Source organism: Photorhabdus stackebrandtii, from assembly GCF_011189495.1.
Classification (GTDB): domain Bacteria; phylum Pseudomonadota; class Gammaproteobacteria; order Enterobacterales; family Enterobacteriaceae; genus Photorhabdus; species Photorhabdus khanii.
On record NZ_PUJV01000001.1, the window covers coordinates 213,329 to 236,267 of the forward strand.

A 22,939-nucleotide genomic window follows, 5' to 3' on the forward strand; every position below is an offset into this window, starting at 1 on the left:
TATCTGATGGTAATTTAGAGTTCATGGGTAGAACTGATCATCAAGTTAAGATTCGTGGGTTTAGAATAGAAATTGGAGAGATAGAAAATACATTAAGAAAACATCCATTAATAAAGACCGCCATTATTTTAGTTCAGGAAGAATTACTTGGAAATAAACGCTTAATAGCATTTATTGAATTTCACCAAGAACACTATAGCACACCAATAAGTATCATAAGAAAATATCTGATTGAAAATCTTCCAGCTTATATGGTGCCTTCGGTAATCAAGGCATTAAATTTTTTACCATTGAATAACAATGGTAAAGTAGACATGAATAAGCTTAAGCAGATTGAAATAGAACTGGATAGGGAGGATAGCCGTTTGCGTTATCCGCGAGATCCTGTAGAACTGTCACTTTTCCTTATTTTGGAAAAGATTGTCGGATTTAAGAACCCAATGTTAGATATGAACTTCTTTGAAAGTGGCGGTGATTCTCTTCGCGCGGTTCGTTTGATTTCTGAGATTAATAAAGTTTTCGGCAAGCATTTATCTCTGGATACGCTATATGATGGAAGAAGTATTGAATCTCTGGCATTAAAAATAAAGGGAAATGATACAGACAATACGGGCCGTATTCTAATCCCTTTTGCAAGAGATAAGTCTAATAATAAACCTGTATTTATTGTTCATCCTCTCAGTGGTAGTGCAATGTGCTATATCCCATTAGCCACAACGTTAGCTTTCCCGCTTTATGCTTTTCAATCACCGTTACTTAATAAGCAATCGATGTATAAACCAATAGATACAGTTGAAACACTCGCTGCAATGTATATTAAGGAAATGCTAAAAGTTCAGGAGCAAGGTCCTTTTGTACTTGGAGGGTGGTCTTTCGGGGGAATTGTTGCTTTTGAGATGGCGAGACAGCTTGAATCAAATGGTCATGAAGTGTCTAAGTTATTTTTGTTTGATAGTGCGGCCCCCGGTAAAGCCTATAAAGAGTTGAACATGGTAAAAATTCTTAATCTTTGTCTCGAAGAAATTGTTGAGCAATTTGGTACTCGTATTGATATTGATTTAAAGAGTATGAGTGAGCTGACAAATAACGAGATACTTGATGTTGTATTGAATACAATTAAGGCACCGGGTGGATTTGCCCCAGATGCTGATGTTGCTATGCTTGAACGCATGATTGATACTTGTCTGGTTAATTCCAGAGTGTCATCAGAGTACACCGCTGGTACTGTAAACACTGATGCTATTCTCTTCCGAGCTAAGGATAGTTCACATATGGAAGAGATGCTGGTATCCCCTAATGAGGTTAAAGAAAGAGGTTTGGGTTGGAGTCAATATATTTCTGGTGATCTGATCGTTGAGGATATTGATGGCCATCATATGTCAATAATGTTCCAACCTAATGTTAACGCCATTTCTACGGTAATAAATAAGTGGATGGATAATAATCATTAATTGGATAGCTAGTTTTCATAATGATTGAAATAAGATGTTTCTACATACTTTTATTAATAAGAGTATGTGTCGGGTATTTCATTAATCTTTTAAATTGATAAATGAAAGAAGAGATATAACTTCACTTAAAATGATAAGTGGTGATTCGAGCCGTATTTATTTTTAAACCTGAAAAAGTAGGGTGTGACACTATGAATATAATAGGTATCTCTGCAAATTTCCATGATTCTTCCTGTGCGCTAATCAGTGATGGTCAATTGATAGCTGCTGTTTCAGAAGAGCGATTTTCCAGATTCAAAAATGATTCTAGATTGCCGGTTAGAGCTTTTAGGTATTGTTTAGAAGAGGGCGGGATTGATATTACTGATGTTGACTGTGTTGCTTATTATGAGAATCCTTATAAAAAGTTATCCAGGCAACTCGCCTCCAGCTTTAATTTTTCTGCCGCCAACGGTCTTCATTGGTTGGATTGTCACAAGCCATTTCGTGATATTACTGAAGTATTAGGGTATGAGAAAGAGATTAAATTCTACGATCATCATATGGCTCATGCCGCCGGGAGTTATCTATTTTCTGGTTTTACCGACGCAGCTATATTAACTTCCGACGGTGTAGGTGAATGGGAAACATCTACTTTTGGCTATGCGCAAGGCGATAATATTAATTTGTTCGAAAAAATCGAATATCCAAGTTCAGTCGGCCTCTTTTATAGCACCATGACTAACTACCTGGGATTTAAAGTACTCAGTGGTGAATATAAAGTTATGGGATTAGCGCCTTATGGTAAGCCAATCTATGCCGATAAGTTACGAGAAATGTTCATTATGGAGAAAAAGTTCAGTTTTAAGCTGAATATGAAATTCTTTGATTTTAGCCAGATGAACAGAATGTACACGGATACTTTTATCGAATTAATTGGGTTTCCGCCAAGAGAGCAAGAATCTGTGATGTTGCAACATCACATGGATTTAGCGAAAAGTTTGCAGGTTGTTCTGGAAGAGATTCTCATCAAGCAAGTTCAAGATCTGCGTGAAAAAGTTGATTCAACAAACCTATGCCTATCAGGAGGTGTAGCCCTAAACTGTGTTGCTACTCATGCCATCCGTAAAACTCACCTGTTTCATCATATTTTTATTCCTCCCGCCGCTGGAGATTCCGGCTCTGCCTTAGGAGCAGCAGCATTGGCTCATATTGAGATGACTGGGAAACGACACAGTTATGAGCCATTTACCAATCCTTATCTCGGTCCGAAGTTTGGCAATGAAAAAGTATTGGAGATGCTAACTTCAATGGAGATTGAGGCTTTGGATTTCCGGGAAGATAGAGAAGGTTTTGAGCAGACTATTGTGGAAATGCTGATAAATGGCAAAGTCATTGGCTGGTTTCAAGGCCGGATGGAGTTCGGTCCGCGTGCTTTAGGTGCACGAAGCATCATTGCTGATCCCAGAGATCCTTCTATGAGAGATCGACTAAATGCATTGGTTAAAAAGAGAGAGGGCTTTAGGCCATTTGCGCCAGCCATTCTGGAAGAGGAAGCGGCAAACCATATTGAATTATCAATCCCAACTCCATTCATGCTTGAAACTTGTCAGGTAACGTCAAATCTCAGTTTACCCGCAGTCACGCATGTTGATGGTTCTTGTCGACCACAAACCGTCACTGCTGATACGAATCCAAAGTTTCATTCTCTACTGAAGGCGTTTTATAACGCAACGAATTGCCCAATATTGGTGAATACCTCATTCAATGTTAGGGGGGAGCCAATCGTTTGTATTCCACTTGATGCGATAAGATGTTTCGGTAATTCAGGCATTGATGTTTTGGTATTGGAAGATTTCATTATTGATCGTTCTATGCTTTCTGACGCATTTTCTAAGATGGCAGAAAGAGAGTTTAATCTTATTAAGCCATCACAGGATTTCTTTACTGGACAATCTATAGAAGCTATCTATACCTTTATCTAGAATAAACTTAAGTGCTTAGGGAAATAATATGAATCAATCTAACGTCAATACTGATAAATTAGCAACATTTCTTTCTGATAATAAAGAAAATGCCTTGGAAGTTATGCGATTGGCTCAAATTTATTTGATGAATGAAGATCAAAATAATAATGATGTGGCATTTTTCAATAATATTCCTTCATGTAGTGAAAATGTTGATGGATATACTACTATCGGTACATGGTATCCAGTGAAAGTTGATGATGAAATTACTTTTGTAAGACGCGATCAATCTGATTCTATCTTTTGGGAAAGCTCACAGCAGCAGCTGACGGTGAATAAGGAAAAAGGCGTGAAAAGAATATGTCTTATCGGCGAATCTGCCGCGCTTGGCATGTTTTTCTCTCCTCATAGTACGCCGGCTAAAACATTAACTTATTTACTTAACCAGCATTCCAATATCGAATGGGAAGTCATCGATCTTGCAAGAAGTTGCATGAATGCCGGTGGGTTATTGGAGACTTGTAAGGCGAGCTTACAATTACAACCAGACTATGTGGTTATCCTTGCGGGTAATAACTGGTTTTCAGATGTATTGTTTGAGCATAACGCACCTTTGGAAAGACGAAAAAATTATGCCAATGTGCTTGCAAACTCAGGTCCCAATGGCATTGCGGTTGAATATAGGGAAAAATTAGAAAAGAATGCAGAAATATTAATAAATAGAATAGAGGCGATATCCAGAGAAAGCAGTGCTGAATTTATTTTTGCTTTACCCGCATCCAATTATGCAGACTGGGAGCGCAAAACACCACTTCATTGGTTGGGTAATGGTAAAACCGCTGAGTGGTATGAATTATACCGAAATGCTTCACAAGCAATTATGAGTGGGCAGCATGTTGAGGCTTTAGAATTGGGCCTAAACATGATCGATATTGATGGCGGTACTTCCGCCACGTCTAACCGTATTGTGGCTAATAGCTTGGTTGCGTTAAATCGTGCTGAAGAAGCTAAGCCATACTTGGATGCAGAATGCAGTTATTCGTTGATGTATGATCTTGTGACATCATTTCCAGGTACTCCATCATTTGTTAAGGAGCGTATTATTCAACAAAGCGTAGGTATTAAAATTATCGATCTAGAATATTACTTCTCTCAGTATTTAGGCACGAGTGTGCTGGATGATTCACTTTTTGTTGATTACTGCCATATGACACCAGAAGGTTTCAAAGTTGCGGTGGCTCCTATAGCAGAATGGCTGATGAATTATGGAAAAGATAAGCCAGATGCAAACTGGGAGGTCATGGTAAGAAAAACGATTGAATTGGACGCATCTTCATATGATTTAGCGGTTTCTTATTTTTACACCGCTTTATATAACAGCCATATAAATCGACCACTTAATGAAGTGGCTGAAAGAGAGCGAGTCGTTAAATTATTTGAAAAAGCAGTTCAATACTCAGCGGAAATATTGGATGTTATGGAGCTTTATGTTAAAGCCAGAAGTTGTGAGAAAGGTGCGGGATTTAGCCTGAGTCGGGCAGGACAAAAGCTACTTGAACTTGTCAATTCTCCCCTGGATTTTCCAGTGGCTCAATCGTCACCAGGTGCAGATGCGCAAACTATTGACGCAATTTGTGAAGTATTTAATAAGTATGGCCGTAATGGTAAGGCTTTGAAAGAATTTTATCAAAAGAGCTATATTGACCAACTTAGATACGGCGTAGATCTGACAGAACCTCAATATATTGAGCGAGTGAGTGCAGTTATTAGAGTTTCCGCCGATCCTGAGGTCAATACACGAAGAAGCATTCCATATTTTAAATCATGGTGGCCAACATCATCGTTTACGCTGATCACCTGTGGTAATTATGATCTAAATATGGAGATTACGAGCAGGGTTAAGACATATATAAAGAAAAGTAAAGTCAGGATTTCAATTAACGGTGAGTTGCTTGCTGAAATGGAGCCATCATCGGTATGGTCTCATCACAAGCTAATCATTCCAAGTTCTCTGACTAAGCCGGGATTTAATATCATCACCCTGGAGTGGCCTAAATTGGCACAGGATGAAGAAGAGGAAGTGTTGAACATATCTTCTCGATACAATAAAGGTTTAAAGACTGAGATATTTCCGGTTTTTGGTGAATTATTCTCATTGAAAATGTCTTATTTATAATATCGTCATGATCTGCCATCTATTCAATAAATCTGATTTATAGATGTTGTTTGATGGCAGCTCTTTGTGTTTATATTACATAGGATTGATTAATAATGAATGAGCAGAGGTAAATTGATTCTAAGGCTATTACCGATAATACTTATCGTTGGAATGGTTTCATCATTTATAGAAGTTGATGTCACTTTGCCAGCATTTCCTCAAATGTTGGAGTGCTTTTCCGCCATTGAATTAGAAGTGCAATTTACGTTAATCGTAAATTTCTTAGGATGAGATGTATTCAACTCCTGAGATTGTCAGCAAAATCGTCGAGTCTGAAGAGGAAGGGTATAATGGCGTCTTCGTAAGCTGTGCCAGTGATCCGGCTATTTCTGTTGCGAGAGAACTGGTTGATATTCCTATTGTCGGTGGGTTTGAGCCTGCTGCGTTGAGTGTTGGGATGATCTCGAAGCGTTGGCGGGTATTCACCAGCAACTGGCTTGTACTTCACACTTTTTCGTATATGATATTGGTAATCATTATCATTTAAGTTGGTGCAAGTTATGATCAGGGTTAAAGATAGAGAAAGATCGTTTTTCTGGCAGGGTATCACCAGTTTGTGGGGAATGGGGTTATCCAGTTTGGCCGGAATGCTATTCGTCATCGTCAATCCTGGGGCTGAGCAGCTTAAAATTGGGGTTGTCGTTGCGATGCTGTTGACTTTATTCATGTTGCTGAACCAGAAGTCACGCCATTTTCTGCTAATACCATCGGGGTTTGCTGTGTTGTGTGTCTTATTAGCGGGAGCACACCGGTTTAGCTGTTTTTGATGTTTTGTTGAAGAAAAAACAGGTGCGAAGGAAGATTGATGCGGAAAATGAACAGATTGGTGCGAAAGGAGGGACTTGAACCCTCACGTCCGTAAGGACACTAACACCTGAAGCTAGCGCGTCTACCAATTCCGCCACCCTCGCAAGTACTGCCATTTTTTGTTGCCGAATTTAATCAGCGATTGTCTGATTTGGTGCGAAGGGGGGGACTTGAACCCCCACGTCCGAAAGGACACTAACACCTGAAGCTAGCGCGTCTACCAATTCCGCCACCCTCGCAAATTCAGACACTATCAGCGAGTCAGCTTGATAGCATGGGGGCGAATTCTAGAGGTTTTGCAGCCTGCGTCAATCATTATTTATTACGGCGTTGTATGATTGCCGTAAAAATCATCATTTTTTACGATTTTGTTAAAACAGCCTGTCCGTGGGCTAGGGACAGGCTGAATAAATCAGAACCTTTTCGTTGCCTGATAAACTTTAAATTTACCCGTTTGAGCAATAACTTCATGATTGCCAAAAGTTTTATCCAGTAAATCGGGATAAGGCAGGAAAGCGTTGGCAACAATCCGCAGTTTGCCGCCGGGTTTAAGGTAGTTAGGCGCTTGGCGGATCAGGTCATCCGCTGCTTGTAAATTGGTTTTTAGCCCGTCATGGAAGGGGGGATTAGAGATAATCCAGTTGAATTTATCTTCAATGTTGGAATAGACGTTACTGACGACAACATGACCTTCCAGTTTATTAGCTTTTAACGTCGCTTTACTGGAAGCGATAGCCGCTGCATTGACATCACTGAGAGTAAGCGCTAACTCAGGGTTTTTCTTACCCAGCACGGCGGCCAGAACACCAGCACCACATGCGATATCCAGTAAGCTGCCGGAGAGAGGTTTGTCAAAAGTGGAAAGGAGTAACCGGCTACCAACATCCAATTCATCCTGGCTGAATACACCCGGTAAAGTATTCACGGTCACGTTTTCTACCTGATAACTATTCCACCAGTTTTCCTGATCAAACAGCACTTCATGTTCCAGCTGGCCGTAGAACAGGCTGCAACGGCGGGCACTGTCGATTTTATGGAAAGTTGCCATGCTTTCCATCAGTTTGTCTACACTGCGTACTCCACTACGGTTTTCGCCGACAACGAAAATATCAATACCTTTTGGCAGAACAGAAAACAGGCTGCGTAACTGAAAGCGAGCTTCCTGCTTACTTTTAGGCCAATAGTAGATTAGGGTGTCACAACTCTGGGTAAATCCTTTTTCTGCTGCCAGGCCGAATAAGGCATTATCGCCCAGGGTGCGGATCAGTGATTGCCAGTGATGATACTGGCTAGTGTGTACTTGCACACTGGCAGCATCAATTTGGGTTGCCAGTGTGTCCTGGATATCACCGGCGAAGAGCAGGTGATGAGAGCTAAATTGCTCACGGTGACGCAAAATAACTTCACTGGCGGGGGTTAACGCAGACATTTGTCTATAGCTCCTTTATGTTCTTCATGTTCTGTGCCAAGTATCAGGGACGGGTAAATCTAAAGCCCAATATTGGCGCGGATAGTGGCCTCTGATAACATGTTACTGATTATTTTTTACAGCAGGTGAATAAATATGGTAACCCGGCGCGACAGGTTATTAGCTCTATTGGGGATTACCCAATGGGGCTTGCGTAACCCGGCGGTTTTGCAAGGTGAGTTAGCTGTTCACTTACCCGATACCACCCGTCTGCTGATTATTACTAATGACCAAATTGATTTAACTAATTCATTATTAATAGATATTTTCACAGCTATGGGGCTGGATAAATCTTCTGTTTACTGCATTACATCGGATAATGTTGCGATGTTACCGGAACAGGTTAATTGTCCATGTTGGCTGTTGGGGGTGGATATTACACTATCATGGCAGGGAATTTCTTTGAGAAGCCCTGCATTAAATGATTTATATTGTGACGGGAAGGCAAAACGTTCCCTTTGGCAGCAGATTTCGCAACATGAACAACATTTCTCGATTAACTCCCGCTGATCTCCCGTCTGCTTTTCTGGTTGAAAAGGCCAGTCATGCGTTCCCGTGGAGTGAAAAAACATTTTTCAGTAATCAGGGCGAACGGTATTTAAATTATAAGATAGCCATTAATGAACAGCTTATTGGCTTTGCTGTAACCCAATTGATATTAGATGAAGCAACCCTGTTTAATATTGCTATTCATCCCGACTATCAAGGTCAAGGCTACGGTAAAGCGCTACTGGAGTATTTAATAGCAATTTTGCCTGGGAAGGGGATTAATACTTTATGGCTTGAAGTAAGACAATCGAATTGCTCTGCTATTAGGTTGTATGAACAGTCAGGATTTAATCAAGTGACTGTCCGTAAGCATTACTATCCTGCTGCGACAGGTAAAGAAGATGCCATCATCATGGCGTTGCCGTTATTTGCGTAATAAGTGCGATAAAATTGATTGATTGTTTATAGCACCAATTTCAGCGAAAATGAGCGCCAATTTTTCATTCACCCACGGGTTTGGCAGCTGTTTTCCTTGCGGGGAAGCGTCTAATGTTGAGTACAAGCCCGTTTACAAAGCAGAAGATTGTTATTGATGTCAAATTCCCCTTTTCAGCATGAAGTCGCTAAACGGCGAACTTTTGCTATCATTTCTCACCCTGACGCAGGGAAAACGACTATTACTGAAAAAGTGTTGCTGTTCGGACAGGCGATTCAGAAAGCCGGTACGGTAAAAGGCCGTGGTTCAAATCAGCACGCCAAATCTGACTGGATGGAAATGGAAAAGCAACGTGGTATCTCCATTACCACGTCTGTGATGCAGTTTCCTTACAGCGATTGTCTGGTTAATCTGCTTGATACGCCGGGGCATGAAGACTTCTCCGAAGATACTTACCGTACCTTGACGGCTGTTGACTGTTGTTTGATGGTCATTGATGCGGCTAAAGGGGTTGAAGATCGTACACGTAAACTGATGGAAGTGACCCGTCTGCGCGATACTCCAATTCTGACGTTCATGAACAAGCTTGATCGTGATATCCGTGATCCAATGGAACTGATGGATGAAGTGGAAAATGAGTTGAATATCGCTTGTTCCCCAATCACCTGGCCGATTGGCTGTGGTAAATATTTCAAAGGGGTTTATCACCTCTATCTTGATGAAACTTATCTGTATCAGACCGGAAAGGGTCATACTATTCAGGAAGTTCGCGCTATCAAAGGGCTGAATAACCCTGAACTGGATGCGGCGATTGGTGAAAATCTGGCTGAACAATTGCGTCAGGAACTGGAATTGGTCCAGGGGGCTTCCCATGAATTTGATCATCAGGCATTTTTGCAAGGTGAACTGACACCGGTATTTTTCGGTACCGCGTTGGGTAACTTCGGTGTTAACCATATGCTGGATGGTTTGGTTAAATGGGCGCCAGCGCCGACGCCTCGTCAGACTGATGCGCGCGAAGTCTCCGCTCAGGAAGATAAATTTACCGGATTCATCTTTAAGATCCAGGCCAATATGGACCCTAAACACCGTGACCGCGTGGCTTTCATGCGTGTGGTATCAGGTAAATATGAAAAAGGCATGAAGTTGCGTCAGGTAAGAATTAAGAAAGATGTGGTGATTTCTGATGCACTGACATTTATGGCGGGTGATCGTTCTCATGTGGATCATGCCTACCCGGGAGATATTATCGGTCTGCATAACCATGGCACAATCCAGATTGGTGATACCTTCACTCAAGGGGAAGATCTGAAATTTACCGGTATTCCTAACTTTGCGCCGGAATTATTTCGTCGTATCCGTCTGCGTGATCCTCTGAAACAGAAACAGCTATTGAAAGGATTGGTTCAATTATCTGAGGAAGGTGCTGTCCAGGTATTCCGTCCACTGGCAAATAACGATTTGATTGTGGGGGCGGTAGGTATCCTACAGTTTGATGTGGTTGTTGCCCGTTTGAAAAGTGAATACAACGTTGAAGCCTTATATGAACCGGTAAACGTTTCAACAGCTCGCTGGGTTGAGTGTCATGACGCTAAGAAACTGGAAGAGTTTAAGCGTAAGAATGAGCAAAACCTGGCGCTCGATGGGGGTGATAATCTGACTTATATTGCACCCACGATGGTTAACCTGAATCTTACCCGTGAACGTTATCCTGACGTCAATTTCCGGAAGACACGGGAACATTAATATTTTATAAGGCTAACAATAGGTTAGCCTTTTTCTTTACAAAAATATATGTAACACAAGAATAATTTATAATTTTAGTCGGTAAGATTGGTTTTATTTTATAGCTCTTTGCTTAATTTTCCTGTTATTATTTCGTTGTCTTTCGCCGTATTGGTGTTTTTATTTTCCAATTTAACTTAGCTATTGGAGGTAATAACCCATTTTTAATTCTAATGCGGATTGTGATTCTGTTTAGATTACTTTGTACAAAGACAGTTTGCATGGCTTTATAGATTCAGAAATCTAACCGACAAAAGGAAGGTATAAGATGAAGAATGTTAAATTGACTCGCTCATTGATGGCTGTTGTCTTGAGTACAGCTTTAGTCAGCAGTAGTGTGCTGGCGGAAGAGTCTTTTAAAAATAAAGCGACACAAGCACTCGACAGTGCTGGTCAGAAAATTGATGACTCCATGAAAAGTGTTGATGGTTACATGGATGATAGTGCTATCACAGCGAAAATTAAAAGCGAGTTGTTGGCGGAAAAAGGTATCAACAGCACCGGCATCGCGGTAAAAACAGAAAAAGGAGTTGTTTATATTTCTGGTTTTGTGAAAAGCGAGCAGCAATCCAGAAAAGTGTTGGATGTTATCTCTAAAGTGAAAGGGGTCAAATCTATTCAAAACGGTCTGACCATAAAAAAATAATATGTTTTTCTAATTGTATGGTTGTTTTCCATGCAAATAATTTTGTTTTGTACTAATCGGATATGCGCCCTCACCAGGGGTTTTTATCAAAATATTGACTACGTAGCACCATAATATAATGACGGATAATAACTTCCCAAGTTATGCTCTCTATCCGTCATTTATTTTTTTGGGGGGACTGTGTGGGGAAACGTATACCGATAACTTTGGGAAATATTGATCTATTATCCCACAGATATAAATCGCATATTAAATCTGGGAAAGTTGCACTTGTTTGTGAGGGTGGGGGGCAGCGCGGCATTTTTACCGCCGGTGTGCTGGATGAATTTATGCGTGTTGAGTTTAACCCGTTTGATCTATTGCTTGGTACTTCGGCGGGTGCCCAGAACCTTTCGGCCTATATTTGTGGGCAGCGTGGATATGCCCGTCGGGCCATCACCCGTTATACGACCAGACCTGATTTCTTTAACCCTCTGCGTTTTGTTCGTGGTGGTCATTTAGTTGATTTAGACTGGTTTTTGCAGACCGTTTCTCAGGAACTTCCATTGGACATCCCCGCCGCTTTACGCAAATTTGAGGCTGGATGTGAATTTTATATGTGTGCGTGTCGTTCAGATAATTTTGAACCAACCTATTTTCATCCTGATGGAAAGAATTGGCTGGAAGTGATTAAGGCATCGAGTGCTATTCCTGGGCTTTATCGCAATGGTGTGACGATTGATGATGTTGTTTATTATGATGGTGGTATCAGTGACGCCATTCCAGTGGAAGAGGCGTATCGCCGTGGTGCTGATACGATAGTGGTGATCCGCACTGTTCCTTCGCAGCTCTATTACACGCCTGATTGGATGAAACGGATGGAACGTTGGTTGGGGGATGGCAGCCTGCAAAAGATGGTACGGATGTTACAGCAACATGCGAAAAGTTATTACTGCACACAGAAATTTATTGAAAATCCACCTGATGATGTACAGATCTTTGAAATCTATCCGCCTGCGCCATTAACTGCCAGTGCATTAGGTAGCCGTTTGACAGCACTGAATAAGGATTATCATCTTGGGCGTCGTTGCGGTCGCTATTTCCTGGCGACAGTTGGTCATGCATTTATTGATGATAAATTTGGTATAGCGGAGCGTAAAAATTATTGTTTGAGTCGTAATGTCTTGCGCCAGAGTGAAGAAAATAGCGTTTTGATTAAACCATTAACTACATTGGCAGAATCGCCGGAACAGATGAATAACGGATAGTTTCATGTTTATTGATACCCACTGCCATTTTGATTTTCCCCCGTTTCGTGATGACGAACGGCGGAGCCTGCAACGGGCGGCACAGGATGGTGTGGATAAAATTATTGTTCCCGCTGTGAGTGGGAAAAATCTGCAACGGATATCTGAACTGGCTCGCGTTTATCCGGGGATTTATGCGGCATTGGGCTTGCATCCTCTTTATATCAATGAACATCAGAAATCGCATCTTGCCGATCTGGAGCGATTACTGAAACAGAAAAATGAAAAGCAGGTGGCCGTTGGAGAGATTGGTCTTGATCTCTATATGGCTGAACCCCAGTTTGAAAAACAGAAAGAATTGCTGCATGCTCAATTACGGCTGGCAAAACAGTGTGAATTACCCGTCATACTTCATTCCAGAAAAAGCCATGATCAACTGGCCGCGATCCTGAGAAGAATCGACCTTCCCCGTACCGGCGTGGTACATGGATTCGCCGGTAGTTTATCTCAGGCAGAGGCTTTTATCCGGTTGGGATATTACATCGGGGTAGGAGGAACCATTACTTATGAAAGAGCACAGAAAACCCGTCGCGCAGTTGCTGAACTTCCTTTAACTTCTCTTGTGCTGGAAACAGACGCACCGGATATGCCACTTTTCGGGTTTCAGGGAGAGCCTAACCGACCGGAAAGAATTGCCGGGGTTTTTGCTTCGTTATGTGAGCTTCGCCGTGAATCTCCTGACGAAATCGCTATTCAGCTTTATAGTAACAGCGTTGAATTATTTGGGTTGAATAGTTAAGTGGTATATCATAAAACTTTAACTGCGCTTACCTGATAATCATCTCTTAATTGTTTGTTATTTTGCCATCCCGACGGTCAGATTATCTTATTGCAGATTATTTCTGCAATTTTGTGTGATTTGCATCACATTTATCGTTTTTCCATTGCTTTTTTCGGTGGGTATTTGTGATGTAGATAGCTTGTTCATTCCGATGACTGAGTATAATCAGCGCCGAAACAGTGTCAGTGAACATTTACATTCTCACTGGCATATTTAATTTATTATTAAGTGAACAGGGATTCTTCCAATGCAACTCTTTATGAGCCTGGTCGGGATGGTAGTGCTGATCTTGATCGCAGTACTTTTTTCCAGTAACTATCGCGCTATTAAACTTCGTACCGTCCTTGGTGCTTTTTTGATTCAGGTCGCTATCGGCGCTTTTGTACTTTATGTTCCCGCAGGCAAGATAATATTAATGGGTATGTCTGAGGGAGTTTCCAGTGTTATCCAGTATGGTCAGCAAGGAATGGATTTTATTTTTGGTGGATTAGTTTCCCCCAAAATGTTTGAACTGTTTGGTGGTGGTGGTTTTGTTTTCGCCTTGCGTGTACTGCCTATTATCGTTTTCTTCTCTTCACTGATTGCTGTTTTGTACTACATCGGTGTTATGCAGCTCGTTATCAAAATATTGGGTGGTGGTCTGCAAAAAGTTCTCGGAACTTCACGTACCGAATCTTTGTCTGCAACAGCGAATATTTTTGTGGGTCAAACTGAGGCGCCATTGGTTGTTCGCCCTTATATTGCCACTATGACCCAGTCTGAACTGTTTGCGGTTATGTGTGGTGGTCTGGCATCTGTCGCCGGTTCTGTACTGGCCGGTTATGCATCAATGGGCGTACCGTTGGAATATCTGATTGCGGCTTCCTTTATGGCAGCTCCAGGTGGTCTGTTATTCGCTAAACTGATAGTACCTGAAACTGAAAAGTCGCAAGACACTGTTGATGCGATGTCACTCGTTGCGGAAGAAGATCGCCCTGCTAACATCATTGATGCAGCCGCTTCTGGTGCGGCTTCTGGTATGCAATTAGCGCTGAACGTCGGTGCAATGTTACTGGCGTTTGTTGCCTTGATTGCGTTAGTGAACGGTATTCTTGGTGGTATCGGTGGCTGGTTTCATTACCCGCAACTTTCTCTTGAATTGGTGCTGGGCTGGGTTTGTGCGCCTATTGCTTACCTGATTGGTGTTCCATGGCATGAAGCAACAGTTGCCGGTTCCTTTATCGGCCAAAAACTGGTTGTGAACGAATTCGTTGCCTTTATGAACTTCGGCCCATATTTGCAATCGGATGATGTGGTTGCGGCTGCGGGTTTACAGGTTCTGTCAGGTCACACCAAAGCAATCATCTCCTTTGCACTGTGTGGCTTTGCTAACCTTTCTTCTGTCGCTATCCTGCTGGGTGGTTTGGGCGGTATGGCGCCAAGTCGTCGTGGGGATGTCGCTCGCCTGGGGATGAAAGCCGTAATGGCAGGTACATTATCCAACCTGATGAGTGCAACCATTGCCGGTTTCTTCCTGGCACTGTAACTTTATTGCAATATGCAGGTGGGATAATCCCGCCTGCAATCCATTTTCCTTCCAATTAATCTATTGATGAAGAATAGTGCCTGCCATACCCTTTGTTTGGCAGTGAGTTATATTTTTTATCGTGTACTATTTGATGGCAGGAAGGTTCGATTGGCAGATAAACCGGATAATACACCGATTTGATGTGATTTACATCACATATAAAATTATTATCTTGCAAGTTACATTGTATTAATGTGATGTGTGGCACGATTTTTTGAGCGTTTAAATGTTCAAATAATATTATGCCGATATTTTATGGATACAGGCGAAGCTCGCATTAAGGACCATAAACCGAAGAGAGCATAGTGCGGTGAAAAGGAGTTCAACTGTCGCTGTGGGTATACCATGGTTACATCTTCAAGGAACCAAGTCCGCTCGCCAACAAACAATCGCTTAAAAAAATGTGTGGTTTCGGCGTAAAGCCGGCCGCGATAATAACGTTGGAGAGTTTTATGACCGATTTAACCGCAGCAGCGCAGCGTGCGCTGAGTTTAATGGATTTAACGACACTGAATGATGATGATACAGATGAAAAAGTGACGGCACTTTGTCATCAGGCAAAAAGCCCGGCGGGTAACACGGCGGCTATCTGTATCTACCCGCGTTTTATTCCTCTGGCGCGTAAGGCATTGCGTGAACAAGGTACTCCTGAAATTCGTATTGCAACAGTGACAAACTTCCCGCACGGTAATGACGATATTGAGATCGCTGTAGCTGAAACCCGTGCGGCGATTGCTTATGGCGCTGATGATGTTGACGTGGTTTTCCCATACCGCGCATTGATAGGTGGTAATGAACAAATTGGCTTTGATATGGTTAAAGCGTGTAAAGAAGCCTGTGCGGAAGCGGGGGTTTTGCTAAAAGTCATTATCGAAACAGGTGAACTGAAAGAAGAATCTCTGATCCGTAAAGCGGCTGAAATTTCAATTAAAGCAGGTGCCGATTTTATCAAAACTTCCACCGGCAAAGTACCGATTAACGCCACACTGGCAAGCGCTGAAATCATGATTAAGGTTATTCATGATATGGGGGTTGGTGAAACCGTTGGCTTCAAACCTGCTGGTGGTGTGCGTACCGCTGAAGAAGCAGCACAATATCTGGCATTGGCTGATCGCATTATGGGTGACAAATGGGCTGATGCTCGTCATTTCCGTTTTGGTGCTTCCAGCTTGTTGGGAAGTTTGCTGAGTACTTTGGGTCATCAGGGGCAAAAACAAAGCAGCACTTACTGATAATCATGCACCGTACCCGTTAGTGCGTAATGGCTGAATCTTTCCCGATTTTAATCATGATGAGGAGAATGCTTTGTTTCTGGCACAGGAAATTATCCGTAAAAAGCGTGATGGGTATCCATTGAGTGAAGAAGAGATCCGCTTCTTCATCAATGGCGTGCGTGATAATACGGTTTCTGAAGGGCAGATTGCTGCGCTGGCGATGGCTATCTACTTCCACGATATGATGATGGGAGAACGGGTGGCTCTGACTCTGGCTATGCGTGATTCCGGTACGGTGTTGAACTGGCAAAGCTTGAATCTGCATGGCCCGGTTGTGGATAAACATTCAACCGGCGGTGTTGGTGATGTCACATCCCTGATGCTTGGCCCAATGGTGGCGGCTTGTGGTGGTTATATCCCGATGATCTCTGGCCGTGGTCTGGGTCATACCGGTGGTACGCTGGACAAACTGGAAGCGATCCCAGGGTTTGATATTTTTCCTGATGACCGGCGCTTTCGTAATATTATTCAGGAAGTTGGTGTAGCGATTATCGGCCAGACCAATTCACTGGCGCCGGCAGACAAACGCTTCTATGCAACTCGGGATATTACTGCAACGGTGGATTCTATCCCCTTGATCACCGCGTCTATCCTCGGCAAAAAACTGGCTGAAGGTTTGGATGCATTGGTAATGGATGTCAAAGTTGGCTCTGGTGCATTTATGCCGACTTATAAAGAATCGGAACAACTGGCGGAATCCATTGTTAGCGTAGCTAACGGCGCGGGGTGTAAAACAACTGCGCTGTTGACGGATATGAATCAAGTTCTGGCATCCAGTGCGGGTAACGCACTTGAAGTTCGTGAAGCCGTTCGCTTTCTGACAGGTGAATATCGAAATCCACGTTTATTCGAAGTTACAATGGCATTGGGTGTTGAAATGCTGGTATCTGCTAATCTGGCAACAAACCGTGAAGATGCCCGCAATAAACTCCAATCTGTATTAGATAACGGTAAAGCAGTAGAAATCTTTAGTCGCATGGTTGCGGCACAAAAAGGCCCGGTTGATTTTGTTGAGCGTTATGACCGTTATTTGCCAACCGCTGTTTTCAGCCAACCTGTATTGGCTGAACAGCATGGATTTATCACAGATATGGATACCCGTGCTTTGGGCATGTCTGTGGTTTCCCTTGGTGGGGGACGCCGTAAGGCAGCAGATCTTATAGATTACAGTGTAGGGCTGAGTAATATCGTTGCTCTGGGTTCAGAAGTGAATACAGATACCCCTTTAGCTATCATTCATGCCAACAATGAAAACGAATGGCAGGAAGCGGCGGAGGCAGTACGTAAAGCTATCATTCTGGACATAGAAGCCAAACCAGCCACACCAATGGTTTATCGCCAAATCAGCGAATAATAACCATACTTATTATTAAATAACGGTGGCATTTCCGCATTGTTAGCGTGACTTGACGCAGGAGAAAATTATGAAACGTACATTCATCATGGTATTGGATTCTTTTGGCATTGGCGCCAGTGAAGATGCCGAAAAATTTGGTGATAAAGGATCTAACACCTTGGGACACATTGCAGAAGTCTGTGCCCGTGGTGATGCTGATGTTGGCCGTAAAGGGTCTCTGAACTTGCCGAACTTAAGCCGTTTAGGTTTGGGTAAAGCGGCGGAGGAGTCTTGTGGAACTTTCCCTGTAGGTCTGGATAAAGACGCGGACATTATCGGTGCTCACGCTTATGCCAGTGAACTCTCTTCCGGTAAAGACACACCGTCAGGTCACTGGGAAATTGCTGGTGTACCGGTTCTGTTTGACTGGGGTTACTTCAAAGATGAAGAAAACAGCTTCCCACAGGAATTGCTGGATAAACTGGTAGCGCGCGCAAATCTGCCGGGTTATCTGGGTAACTGCCACTCTTCTGGTACCGTCATTTTGGATAAACTGGGTGAAGAGCATATGAAAACCGGTAAACCGATTTTCTATACCTCGGCTGATTCGGTATTCCAGATTGCGTGTCACGAAGAGACTTTCGGTTTGGATCGCCTGTATGAACTGTGCGAAATCGCCCGTGAAGAGCTGACTGACGGTGATTATAATATCGGTCGCGTTATTGCCCGCCCATTTGTGGGTGAGAAAGCGGGTCATTTCCAGCGTACCGGTAATCGTCATGATCTGGCTGTGGAACCACCGGCTCCGACAATATTGAAAAAATTGGTTGATGAGAAAAATGGCGAAGTTGTTTCTATCGGCAAAATTGCAGATATTTATGCAAACGTCGGTATCACGCAAAAAGTGAAAGCGACCGGTATTGACGCACTGTTTGACGCAACTCTGGTTGAGATGGAAAAAGCGGGTGACAACACCATCGTCTTCACTAACTTTGTCGATTTCGACTCTGCTTACGGTCATCGTCGTGACGTTCCGGGTTATGCCGCTGCATTGGAGCTGTTTGACCGCCGTTTGCCTGAGATGCTGAAACGGGTGAAAGAGGATGACATTCTGATCCTGACAGCAGACCACGGTTGTGACCCAACATGGCCTGGTACTGACCATACTCGTGAGCACATTCCGGTTCTGATTTATGGGCCAAAAGTGAAACCTGGTTCACTGGGGCACCGTGAAACTTTTGCTGATATTGGGCAGACAGTGGCTAAATATTTTGATCTGTCGCCAATGGAATACGGCAAACCAATGTTCTAATCCTGATGACTGGCTGCTTGCGGGCAGCCATATACCACTAAAATAACCAGTAAATAAGAAGACAAGGAATTTAATTATGGCCACTCCCCATATTAATGCCGAGATGGGCGATTTTGCAGATGTTGTTCTGATGCCTGGCGATCCATTACGTGCAAAATACATTGCTGAAACTTTTCTGGAAAATGTTCGGCAAGTGAATAATGTTCGCGGTATGCTGGGTTTCACCGGGACTTATAAAGGCCGTCCGATTTCCGTGATGGGGCACGGTATGGGTATCCCATCCTGTTCTATCTATGCGAAAGAATTGATCGCCGATTTTGGCGTTAAAGCCCTTATCCGTGTGGGTTCCTGTGGTTCGGTACGTCACGACATTAAATTGCGTGATGTGGTGATTGGGATGGGTGCATGTACAGACTCCAAAGTTAACCGCATACGTTTTAAAGATCATGACTTTGCCGCGATTGCTGATTTCGATCTGGTCCGTAATGCCGTTGATGCCGCTAAAGCAAAAAACATTAAAGCGCATGTAGGCAACATTTTCTCTATTGAACTGTTCTATACACCCGATACACAAATGTACGATGTAATGGAAAAGTACGGTATTTTGGGTGTAGAAATGGAAGCGGCGGGTATCTACAGTGTAGCTGCTGAATATGGCGCAAAAGCGCTGACTATCTGTACCGTTTCTGATCATATTCGTACAGGTGAACACGTTATTGCAGAAGAACGTCAGACGACATTCAACGAAATGATTGAAATCGCGCTGGAATCTGTGTTGTTGGGTGATAAATAATATTTGCAACTGCGTAATAAAGAACGGTTTTTAGCTAATACCAGTCAGTTAATTGACTGACTGGTATTTCTTTTTTTCCCTCTTTTATTGCGCTGCTTTTTCTAACGCCTGAGCCAAATCTGCGATGAGATCCTCCGCATCCTCAATACCCACTGAAATCCGCACTAACTGTGGAGTGATCCCGGAAGCAAGGCGCTTTTCTAACGGAATAGAAGCGTGAGTCATACTAAATGGTTGACCTATCAAGCTTTCCACTCCGCCCAGACTTTCTGCCAGTGTAAATAATTTCAGCTCCTGAATCAGCCGGCGGGCGTAATCGTCATCACCTTTTAAATGAACAGAAATCATACCGCCAAAGCCCTTCATCTGGCGTTTTGCCAGCTCATGTTGCGGATGGGAAGGGAGACCGGGATAAAAAACAGTTTCGATCTGCGGTTGTTGCGCCAGCCAGCGCGCTATCTTTTCCGCACTGTCGATGTGGCGCTGCATCCGCAGAGCAAGCGTACGCATTCCGCGTAGTACCAGGAAACTGCTAAATGGATCGAGCACGCCACCCACCGAGTTTTGCAGAAAACCGAGTTTTTCGGCCAGGTTTGCATCTTTGCCTACGACTGCTAGCCCTGCGATGACATCGGAATGACCATTAAGATACTTAGTCGCTGAATGCACCACGATATCAAATCCCAGATCAAGCGGGCGTTGGATATACGGGGAGGCGAAAGTATTATCTGCCACGCTGATGATACCGTGCCGTTGTGCTATTTGCGCGATAGCAGCCAGATCGGCCAGTTTCAGTAGTGGATTAGTGGGCGTTTCCACCCAGATCATTTTTGTATCGGGACGAATTGCGGCTTCAAGGCCAGCAATGTCATGCGCTTCAACATAAGTGACACGCAAACCGGCGCTGCGGCTACGTACTTTTTCTAGCAGCCGATAGGTACCACCGTATAGATCATCTATTGCCACCAAATGGCTGTCTTTATCCAGCAGCTCCAGCACCGTGGAACTGGCCGCCAGACCTGAACTGAACGCATATCCCCGGCTGCCGTTTTCCAGTTCGGCTATCGCGCTTTCCAGCGCATCACGCGTCGGATTGCCACTGCGGGAATATTCATAACCAGTATGCTGACCGGGAGCTGACTGGGCATAAGTTGAAGTTGCATAAATCGCTGGCATTACCGCGCCGGTATGATCGGGTGTATAGCCGGCGTGAACAGTTTTGGTATCAAACTTGGTCATAGAATTATTCCTGCAAAAAAATCAATTAAGTTGCTGACGCCATGCGTTCAGCACATCTGTGCGAGTCACCAGCCCGAGGAAACAGCCATTATCGACGATCAGAGCCACATGCCCGGCATCGAAAGTGGCCATCAATTGTTGCAAAGAAGCGTTTTTATCCAGCGTCTTCACTTGATGAGTCATCGCGTGGCTAACGGGCAGGGTAAAATTGAGAGGATTAGCCTGTACCGTGTGCATCAAATCCCACTCATCAATAATGCCTGCCACCTGTTCATCTTTCAGTACTGGCAACTGAGAAATCTCATACAGGCGCATTCGGGTATGAGCGGTTTTCAATGTATCTTCCGGCGACACAAAAACCGTAGCGCCATCCTGATAGCGGTAGGTGATATAATCGCTCAGATCGTGCTGTAGCACACGTGACTGGAACCCTTGTTCCAGCATCCAGTAATTGTTAAACATCTTTGACAGATACTTATTTCCGCTGTCACAGGCCAGTGTAACCACGCGTTTCGGTGTGGTTTGAGAGCGGCAGTAGCGCAGTGCGGCAGCCAGTAGAGTGCCACTAGAAGATCCGGCCAGTACACCTTCTTTTAGCAGTAGATCGCGCGCACTGGAGAAGGCTTCTGCATCATTGACACGATATGCGTGGTGCACCCGGCTGAAATCGCCGAGAGGAGGAACAAAATCTTCGCCGATACCTTCCACCTGCCAGCTCCCGGCTTTGCCGTATTTACCGTGTTCGATATAGTCCACCAGGATAGAACCGTTTGGATCGGCCAGTACAAACTCGGTTTCTGGTGAGACTTGAGCAAAATAATTGCTCAGACCGCCCAGCGTACCGCCGGAACCGACACCGATCACCACTGCATCAACGCTGTGATCCATTTGTTGCCAAATTTCCGGGCCGGTAGTGGCGGTGTGAGCTGCTGAGTTAGCCGGATTATTGAACTGATCGATATAATAAGCGCCGGGAATTTCTTGAGCTAGGCGCAGGGCATAATCCTGATAATATTCTGGATGGCCTTTGCTGACATCGGAACGGGTCAGACGCACATCGGTACCTAATGCACGCAGGTGAAACACCTTCTCCCGGCTCATCTTATCTGGAACGACCAGAATCAGCTTATAACCTTTCAGGGAAGCGACGAGGGCTAACCCGATACCGGTATTGCCGGCAGTGGCTTCGATAATCGTCCCTCCGGGTTGAAGTAGCCCCTGTTTTTCCGCCTGCTCGATCATTGAAAGAGCGACGCGATCTTTAATAGAGCCACCGGGGTTTTGATTTTCCAACTTAATAAATAATCGACACGGACCGGTATTCAGATGCGTTAATTCCAGTAATGGGGTATTGCCAATCATATCGAGAACAGAGCGTGACGTGGTCATATCATCTCCAGATAATCCGTTATATTCAGATAGTTATAAAGGATAACTCTGTAGATATGTTTCTTTGAAAGAATGAATAGCAACCATATATAGCCAAATGGCATATGTTAATTTTATTTTGGATGTAAAGAGGTGTAGACGTTTAGAAGTGTAGATTTACCTAACCTGCCATATTTATTTAAAAACGTGAATACAGAAGTGTTAAGGCTTTTATATTAAAGGCGGATTTAACTCAATAAATGCAAATTTTTAGAAAGCGAGTTAATTGTATTTAATTGGAAATCATTAACCATTAATAGCGAGTTGAAAAGAAATCCGCATGTAAAATAATATTATCCGAACTGATGAGGATTTAAGCTTTGAAAAAAAGGGGGGGGTATCCGAAAAAGATAGAAAAATAGAGTCAGTAAAGATAAAAAACAGGTATAATTAACGTTACGTTAAACTTAAAACACAATGTCCGATGATGATTAAAGTTAACAAAAAGCAGGCGTTAAAAGGGGTAAAGCAACGGTTAAAATTTTATACCGATTAAAAATATAAATTTAAAAATGACTTTTAATAACAGTTTAAAGCCAGCCCATCAGATAAATACAACTTTTCAAAAGGAGCGTCCATCACATCACTACAACCCGGAAAACTGGATGCTGGATTGTGCCAACAAACGGTTGTACGGACACCGCTGGTGAGTTCAAAACTGAAAAGAGAACGTATCT

The 22,939-nt window shown here is 43.3% G+C and carries 19 protein-coding genes and 2 tRNA genes; 16 read left to right on the forward strand and 5 right to left on the reverse strand.

Features of this window, described 5'->3' with window-relative positions; translation table 11 throughout:
- The first annotated feature begins 23 nt into the window (after positions 1 to 23).
- The 5 genes from C5470_RS01005 (at position 24) to C5470_RS01025 (ending at position 6,382) form a co-directional block, all read left to right on the forward strand.
- Positions 24 to 1,451 (forward strand): thioesterase domain-containing protein, encoded by a 1,428-nt coding sequence (locus C5470_RS01005; RefSeq protein ID WP_166285210.1) that lies wholly within the window; start codon positions 24 to 26, stop codon positions 1,449 to 1,451.
- A 191-nt stretch (positions 1,452 to 1,642) separates the two neighbouring features.
- Entirely contained in the window at positions 1,643 to 3,415 is a 1,773-nt protein-coding gene (locus C5470_RS01010) for a carbamoyltransferase family protein (protein ID WP_166285212.1), read from the forward strand.
- A gap of 28 nt (positions 3,416 to 3,443) precedes the next feature.
- Complete coding sequence (locus C5470_RS01015; protein WP_166285214.1) at positions 3,444 to 5,573, forward strand: hypothetical protein; 2,130 nt, start codon at positions 3,444 to 3,446, stop codon at positions 5,571 to 5,573.
- 274 nt (positions 5,574 to 5,847) lie between these two features.
- Positions 5,848 to 6,102 (forward strand): hypothetical protein, encoded by a 255-nt coding sequence (locus C5470_RS01020; RefSeq protein WP_166285216.1) that lies wholly within the window; start codon positions 5,848 to 5,850, stop codon positions 6,100 to 6,102.
- A 13-nt stretch (positions 6,103 to 6,115) separates the two neighbouring features.
- Complete coding sequence (locus C5470_RS01025) at positions 6,116 to 6,382, forward strand: DUF1435 family protein (RefSeq protein ID WP_051477200.1); 267 nt, start codon at positions 6,116 to 6,118, stop codon at positions 6,380 to 6,382.
- Between the two features lie 57 nt (positions 6,383 to 6,439).
- On the opposite strand, the gene C5470_RS01030 is transcribed toward C5470_RS01025, so the two are convergent.
- The 3 genes from C5470_RS01030 to rsmC all read right to left on the reverse strand — a co-directional run bounded on the left by C5470_RS01030 (position 6,440) and on the right by rsmC (position 7,851).
- Positions 6,440 to 6,526 (reverse strand) — tRNA-Leu (locus tag C5470_RS01030).
- 48 nt (positions 6,527 to 6,574) lie between these two features.
- Positions 6,575 to 6,661 (reverse strand) — tRNA-Leu (locus C5470_RS01035).
- Between the two features lie 173 nt (positions 6,662 to 6,834).
- Positions 6,835 to 7,851: a 16S rRNA (guanine(1207)-N(2))-methyltransferase RsmC gene (gene rsmC, locus C5470_RS01040; protein WP_036843917.1), complete on the reverse strand. Its 1,017-nt coding sequence runs from the start codon at positions 7,849 to 7,851 to the stop codon at positions 6,835 to 6,837.
- Positions 7,852 to 7,986: 135 nt separating this feature from the next.
- On the opposite strand from rsmC, the gene C5470_RS01045 reads away from it, so the two are divergent.
- The 11 genes from C5470_RS01045 to deoD all read left to right on the forward strand — a co-directional run bounded on the left by C5470_RS01045 (position 7,987) and on the right by deoD (position 19,595).
- Complete coding sequence (locus C5470_RS01045) at positions 7,987 to 8,400, forward strand: DNA polymerase III subunit psi (RefSeq protein WP_166285218.1); 414 nt, start codon at positions 7,987 to 7,989, stop codon at positions 8,398 to 8,400.
- Positions 8,369 to 8,815: a ribosomal protein S18-alanine N-acetyltransferase gene (gene rimI, locus C5470_RS01050; RefSeq protein WP_166285220.1), complete on the forward strand. Its 447-nt coding sequence runs from the start codon at positions 8,369 to 8,371 to the stop codon at positions 8,813 to 8,815. Before C5470_RS01045 ends, rimI begins: the two co-directional genes overlap by 32 nt.
- A gap of 156 nt (positions 8,816 to 8,971) precedes the next feature.
- Positions 8,972 to 10,561: a peptide chain release factor 3 gene (gene prfC, locus C5470_RS01055; RefSeq protein WP_166285222.1), complete on the forward strand. Its 1,590-nt coding sequence runs from the start codon at positions 8,972 to 8,974 to the stop codon at positions 10,559 to 10,561.
- A 307-nt stretch (positions 10,562 to 10,868) separates the two neighbouring features.
- Positions 10,869 to 11,246: a BON domain-containing protein gene (locus C5470_RS01060; RefSeq protein WP_166285224.1), complete on the forward strand. Its 378-nt coding sequence runs from the start codon at positions 10,869 to 10,871 to the stop codon at positions 11,244 to 11,246.
- Between the two features lie 143 nt (positions 11,247 to 11,389).
- Positions 11,390 to 12,493, forward strand: a complete 1,104-nt coding sequence (locus C5470_RS01065) for a patatin-like phospholipase family protein (protein ID WP_207626842.1) — start codon at positions 11,390 to 11,392, stop codon at positions 12,491 to 12,493.
- 4 nt (positions 12,494 to 12,497) lie between these two features.
- The gene (locus C5470_RS01070; protein ID WP_166285228.1) at positions 12,498 to 13,271 is read left to right on the forward strand and encodes a TatD family hydrolase; all 774 of its coding nucleotides are present in this window, start codon (positions 12,498 to 12,500) and stop codon (positions 13,269 to 13,271) included.
- 301 nt (positions 13,272 to 13,572) lie between these two features.
- On the forward strand, positions 13,573 to 14,838 hold the full coding sequence (locus tag C5470_RS01075; protein WP_207626852.1) for a NupC/NupG family nucleoside CNT transporter: 1,266 nt from the start codon (positions 13,573 to 13,575) through the stop codon (positions 14,836 to 14,838).
- 494 nt (positions 14,839 to 15,332) lie between these two features.
- Complete coding sequence (gene deoC, locus C5470_RS01080; protein WP_166285232.1) at positions 15,333 to 16,112, forward strand: deoxyribose-phosphate aldolase; 780 nt, start codon at positions 15,333 to 15,335, stop codon at positions 16,110 to 16,112.
- 73 nt (positions 16,113 to 16,185) lie between these two features.
- Positions 16,186 to 17,508, forward strand: a complete 1,323-nt coding sequence (gene deoA / locus C5470_RS01085; protein WP_166285234.1) for a thymidine phosphorylase — start codon at positions 16,186 to 16,188, stop codon at positions 17,506 to 17,508.
- Positions 17,509 to 17,578: 70 nt separating this feature from the next.
- Complete coding sequence (gene deoB, locus C5470_RS01090) at positions 17,579 to 18,802, forward strand: phosphopentomutase (protein WP_166285236.1); 1,224 nt, start codon at positions 17,579 to 17,581, stop codon at positions 18,800 to 18,802.
- 76 nt (positions 18,803 to 18,878) lie between these two features.
- On the forward strand, positions 18,879 to 19,595 hold the full coding sequence (gene deoD, locus C5470_RS01095) for a purine-nucleoside phosphorylase (RefSeq protein WP_166285238.1): 717 nt from the start codon (positions 18,879 to 18,881) through the stop codon (positions 19,593 to 19,595).
- An 84-nt stretch (positions 19,596 to 19,679) separates the two neighbouring features.
- Here deoD and C5470_RS01100 read toward each other — a convergent pair whose 3' ends face one another.
- Positions 19,680 to 20,834: a trans-sulfuration enzyme family protein gene (locus tag C5470_RS01100; protein ID WP_166285240.1), complete on the reverse strand. Its 1,155-nt coding sequence runs from the start codon at positions 20,832 to 20,834 to the stop codon at positions 19,680 to 19,682.
- Between the two features lie 21 nt (positions 20,835 to 20,855).
- The gene (locus C5470_RS01105; protein WP_166285242.1) at positions 20,856 to 22,223 is read right to left on the reverse strand and encodes a pyridoxal-phosphate dependent enzyme; all 1,368 of its coding nucleotides are present in this window, start codon (positions 22,221 to 22,223) and stop codon (positions 20,856 to 20,858) included.
- Positions 22,224 to 22,939: the final 716 nt, after the last annotated feature.

Bases quoted from the DNA above. Each gene is read 5' to 3' on its own strand.
- C5470_RS01005 (WP_166285210.1), top strand. From the start codon at position 24: ATGGGTAGAACTGATCATCAAGTTAAGATTCGTGGGTTTAGAATAGAA.
- C5470_RS01010 (WP_166285212.1), top strand. From the start codon at position 1,643: ATGAATATAATAGGTATCTCTGCAAATTTCCATGATTCTTCCTGTGCG.
- C5470_RS01015 (WP_166285214.1), top strand. From the start codon at position 3,444: ATGAATCAATCTAACGTCAATACTGATAAATTAGCAACATTTCTTTCT.
- C5470_RS01020 (WP_166285216.1), top strand. From the start codon at position 5,848: ATGTATTCAACTCCTGAGATTGTCAGCAAAATCGTCGAGTCTGAAGAG.
- C5470_RS01025 (WP_051477200.1), top strand. From the start codon at position 6,116: ATGATCAGGGTTAAAGATAGAGAAAGATCGTTTTTCTGGCAGGGTATC.
- rsmC (WP_036843917.1), bottom strand. From the start codon at position 7,851: ATGTCTGCGTTAACCCCCGCCAGTGAAGTTATTTTGCGTCACCGTGAG.
- C5470_RS01045 (WP_166285218.1), top strand. From the start codon at position 7,987: ATGGTAACCCGGCGCGACAGGTTATTAGCTCTATTGGGGATTACCCAA.
- rimI (WP_166285220.1), top strand. From the start codon at position 8,369: ATGAACAACATTTCTCGATTAACTCCCGCTGATCTCCCGTCTGCTTTT.
- prfC (WP_166285222.1), top strand. From the start codon at position 8,972: ATGTCAAATTCCCCTTTTCAGCATGAAGTCGCTAAACGGCGAACTTTT.
- C5470_RS01060 (WP_166285224.1), top strand. From the start codon at position 10,869: ATGAAGAATGTTAAATTGACTCGCTCATTGATGGCTGTTGTCTTGAGT.
- C5470_RS01065 (WP_207626842.1), top strand. From the start codon at position 11,390: ATGCTCTCTATCCGTCATTTATTTTTTTGGGGGGACTGTGTGGGGAAA.
- C5470_RS01070 (WP_166285228.1), top strand. From the start codon at position 12,498: ATGTTTATTGATACCCACTGCCATTTTGATTTTCCCCCGTTTCGTGAT.
- C5470_RS01075 (WP_207626852.1), top strand. From the start codon at position 13,573: ATGAGCCTGGTCGGGATGGTAGTGCTGATCTTGATCGCAGTACTTTTT.
- deoC (WP_166285232.1), top strand. From the start codon at position 15,333: ATGACCGATTTAACCGCAGCAGCGCAGCGTGCGCTGAGTTTAATGGAT.
- deoB (WP_166285236.1), top strand. From the start codon at position 17,579: ATGAAACGTACATTCATCATGGTATTGGATTCTTTTGGCATTGGCGCC.
- deoD (WP_166285238.1), top strand. From the start codon at position 18,879: ATGGCCACTCCCCATATTAATGCCGAGATGGGCGATTTTGCAGATGTT.
- C5470_RS01100 (WP_166285240.1), bottom strand. From the start codon at position 20,834: ATGACCAAGTTTGATACCAAAACTGTTCACGCCGGCTATACACCCGAT.
- C5470_RS01105 (WP_166285242.1), bottom strand. From the start codon at position 22,223: ATGACCACGTCACGCTCTGTTCTCGATATGATTGGCAATACCCCATTA.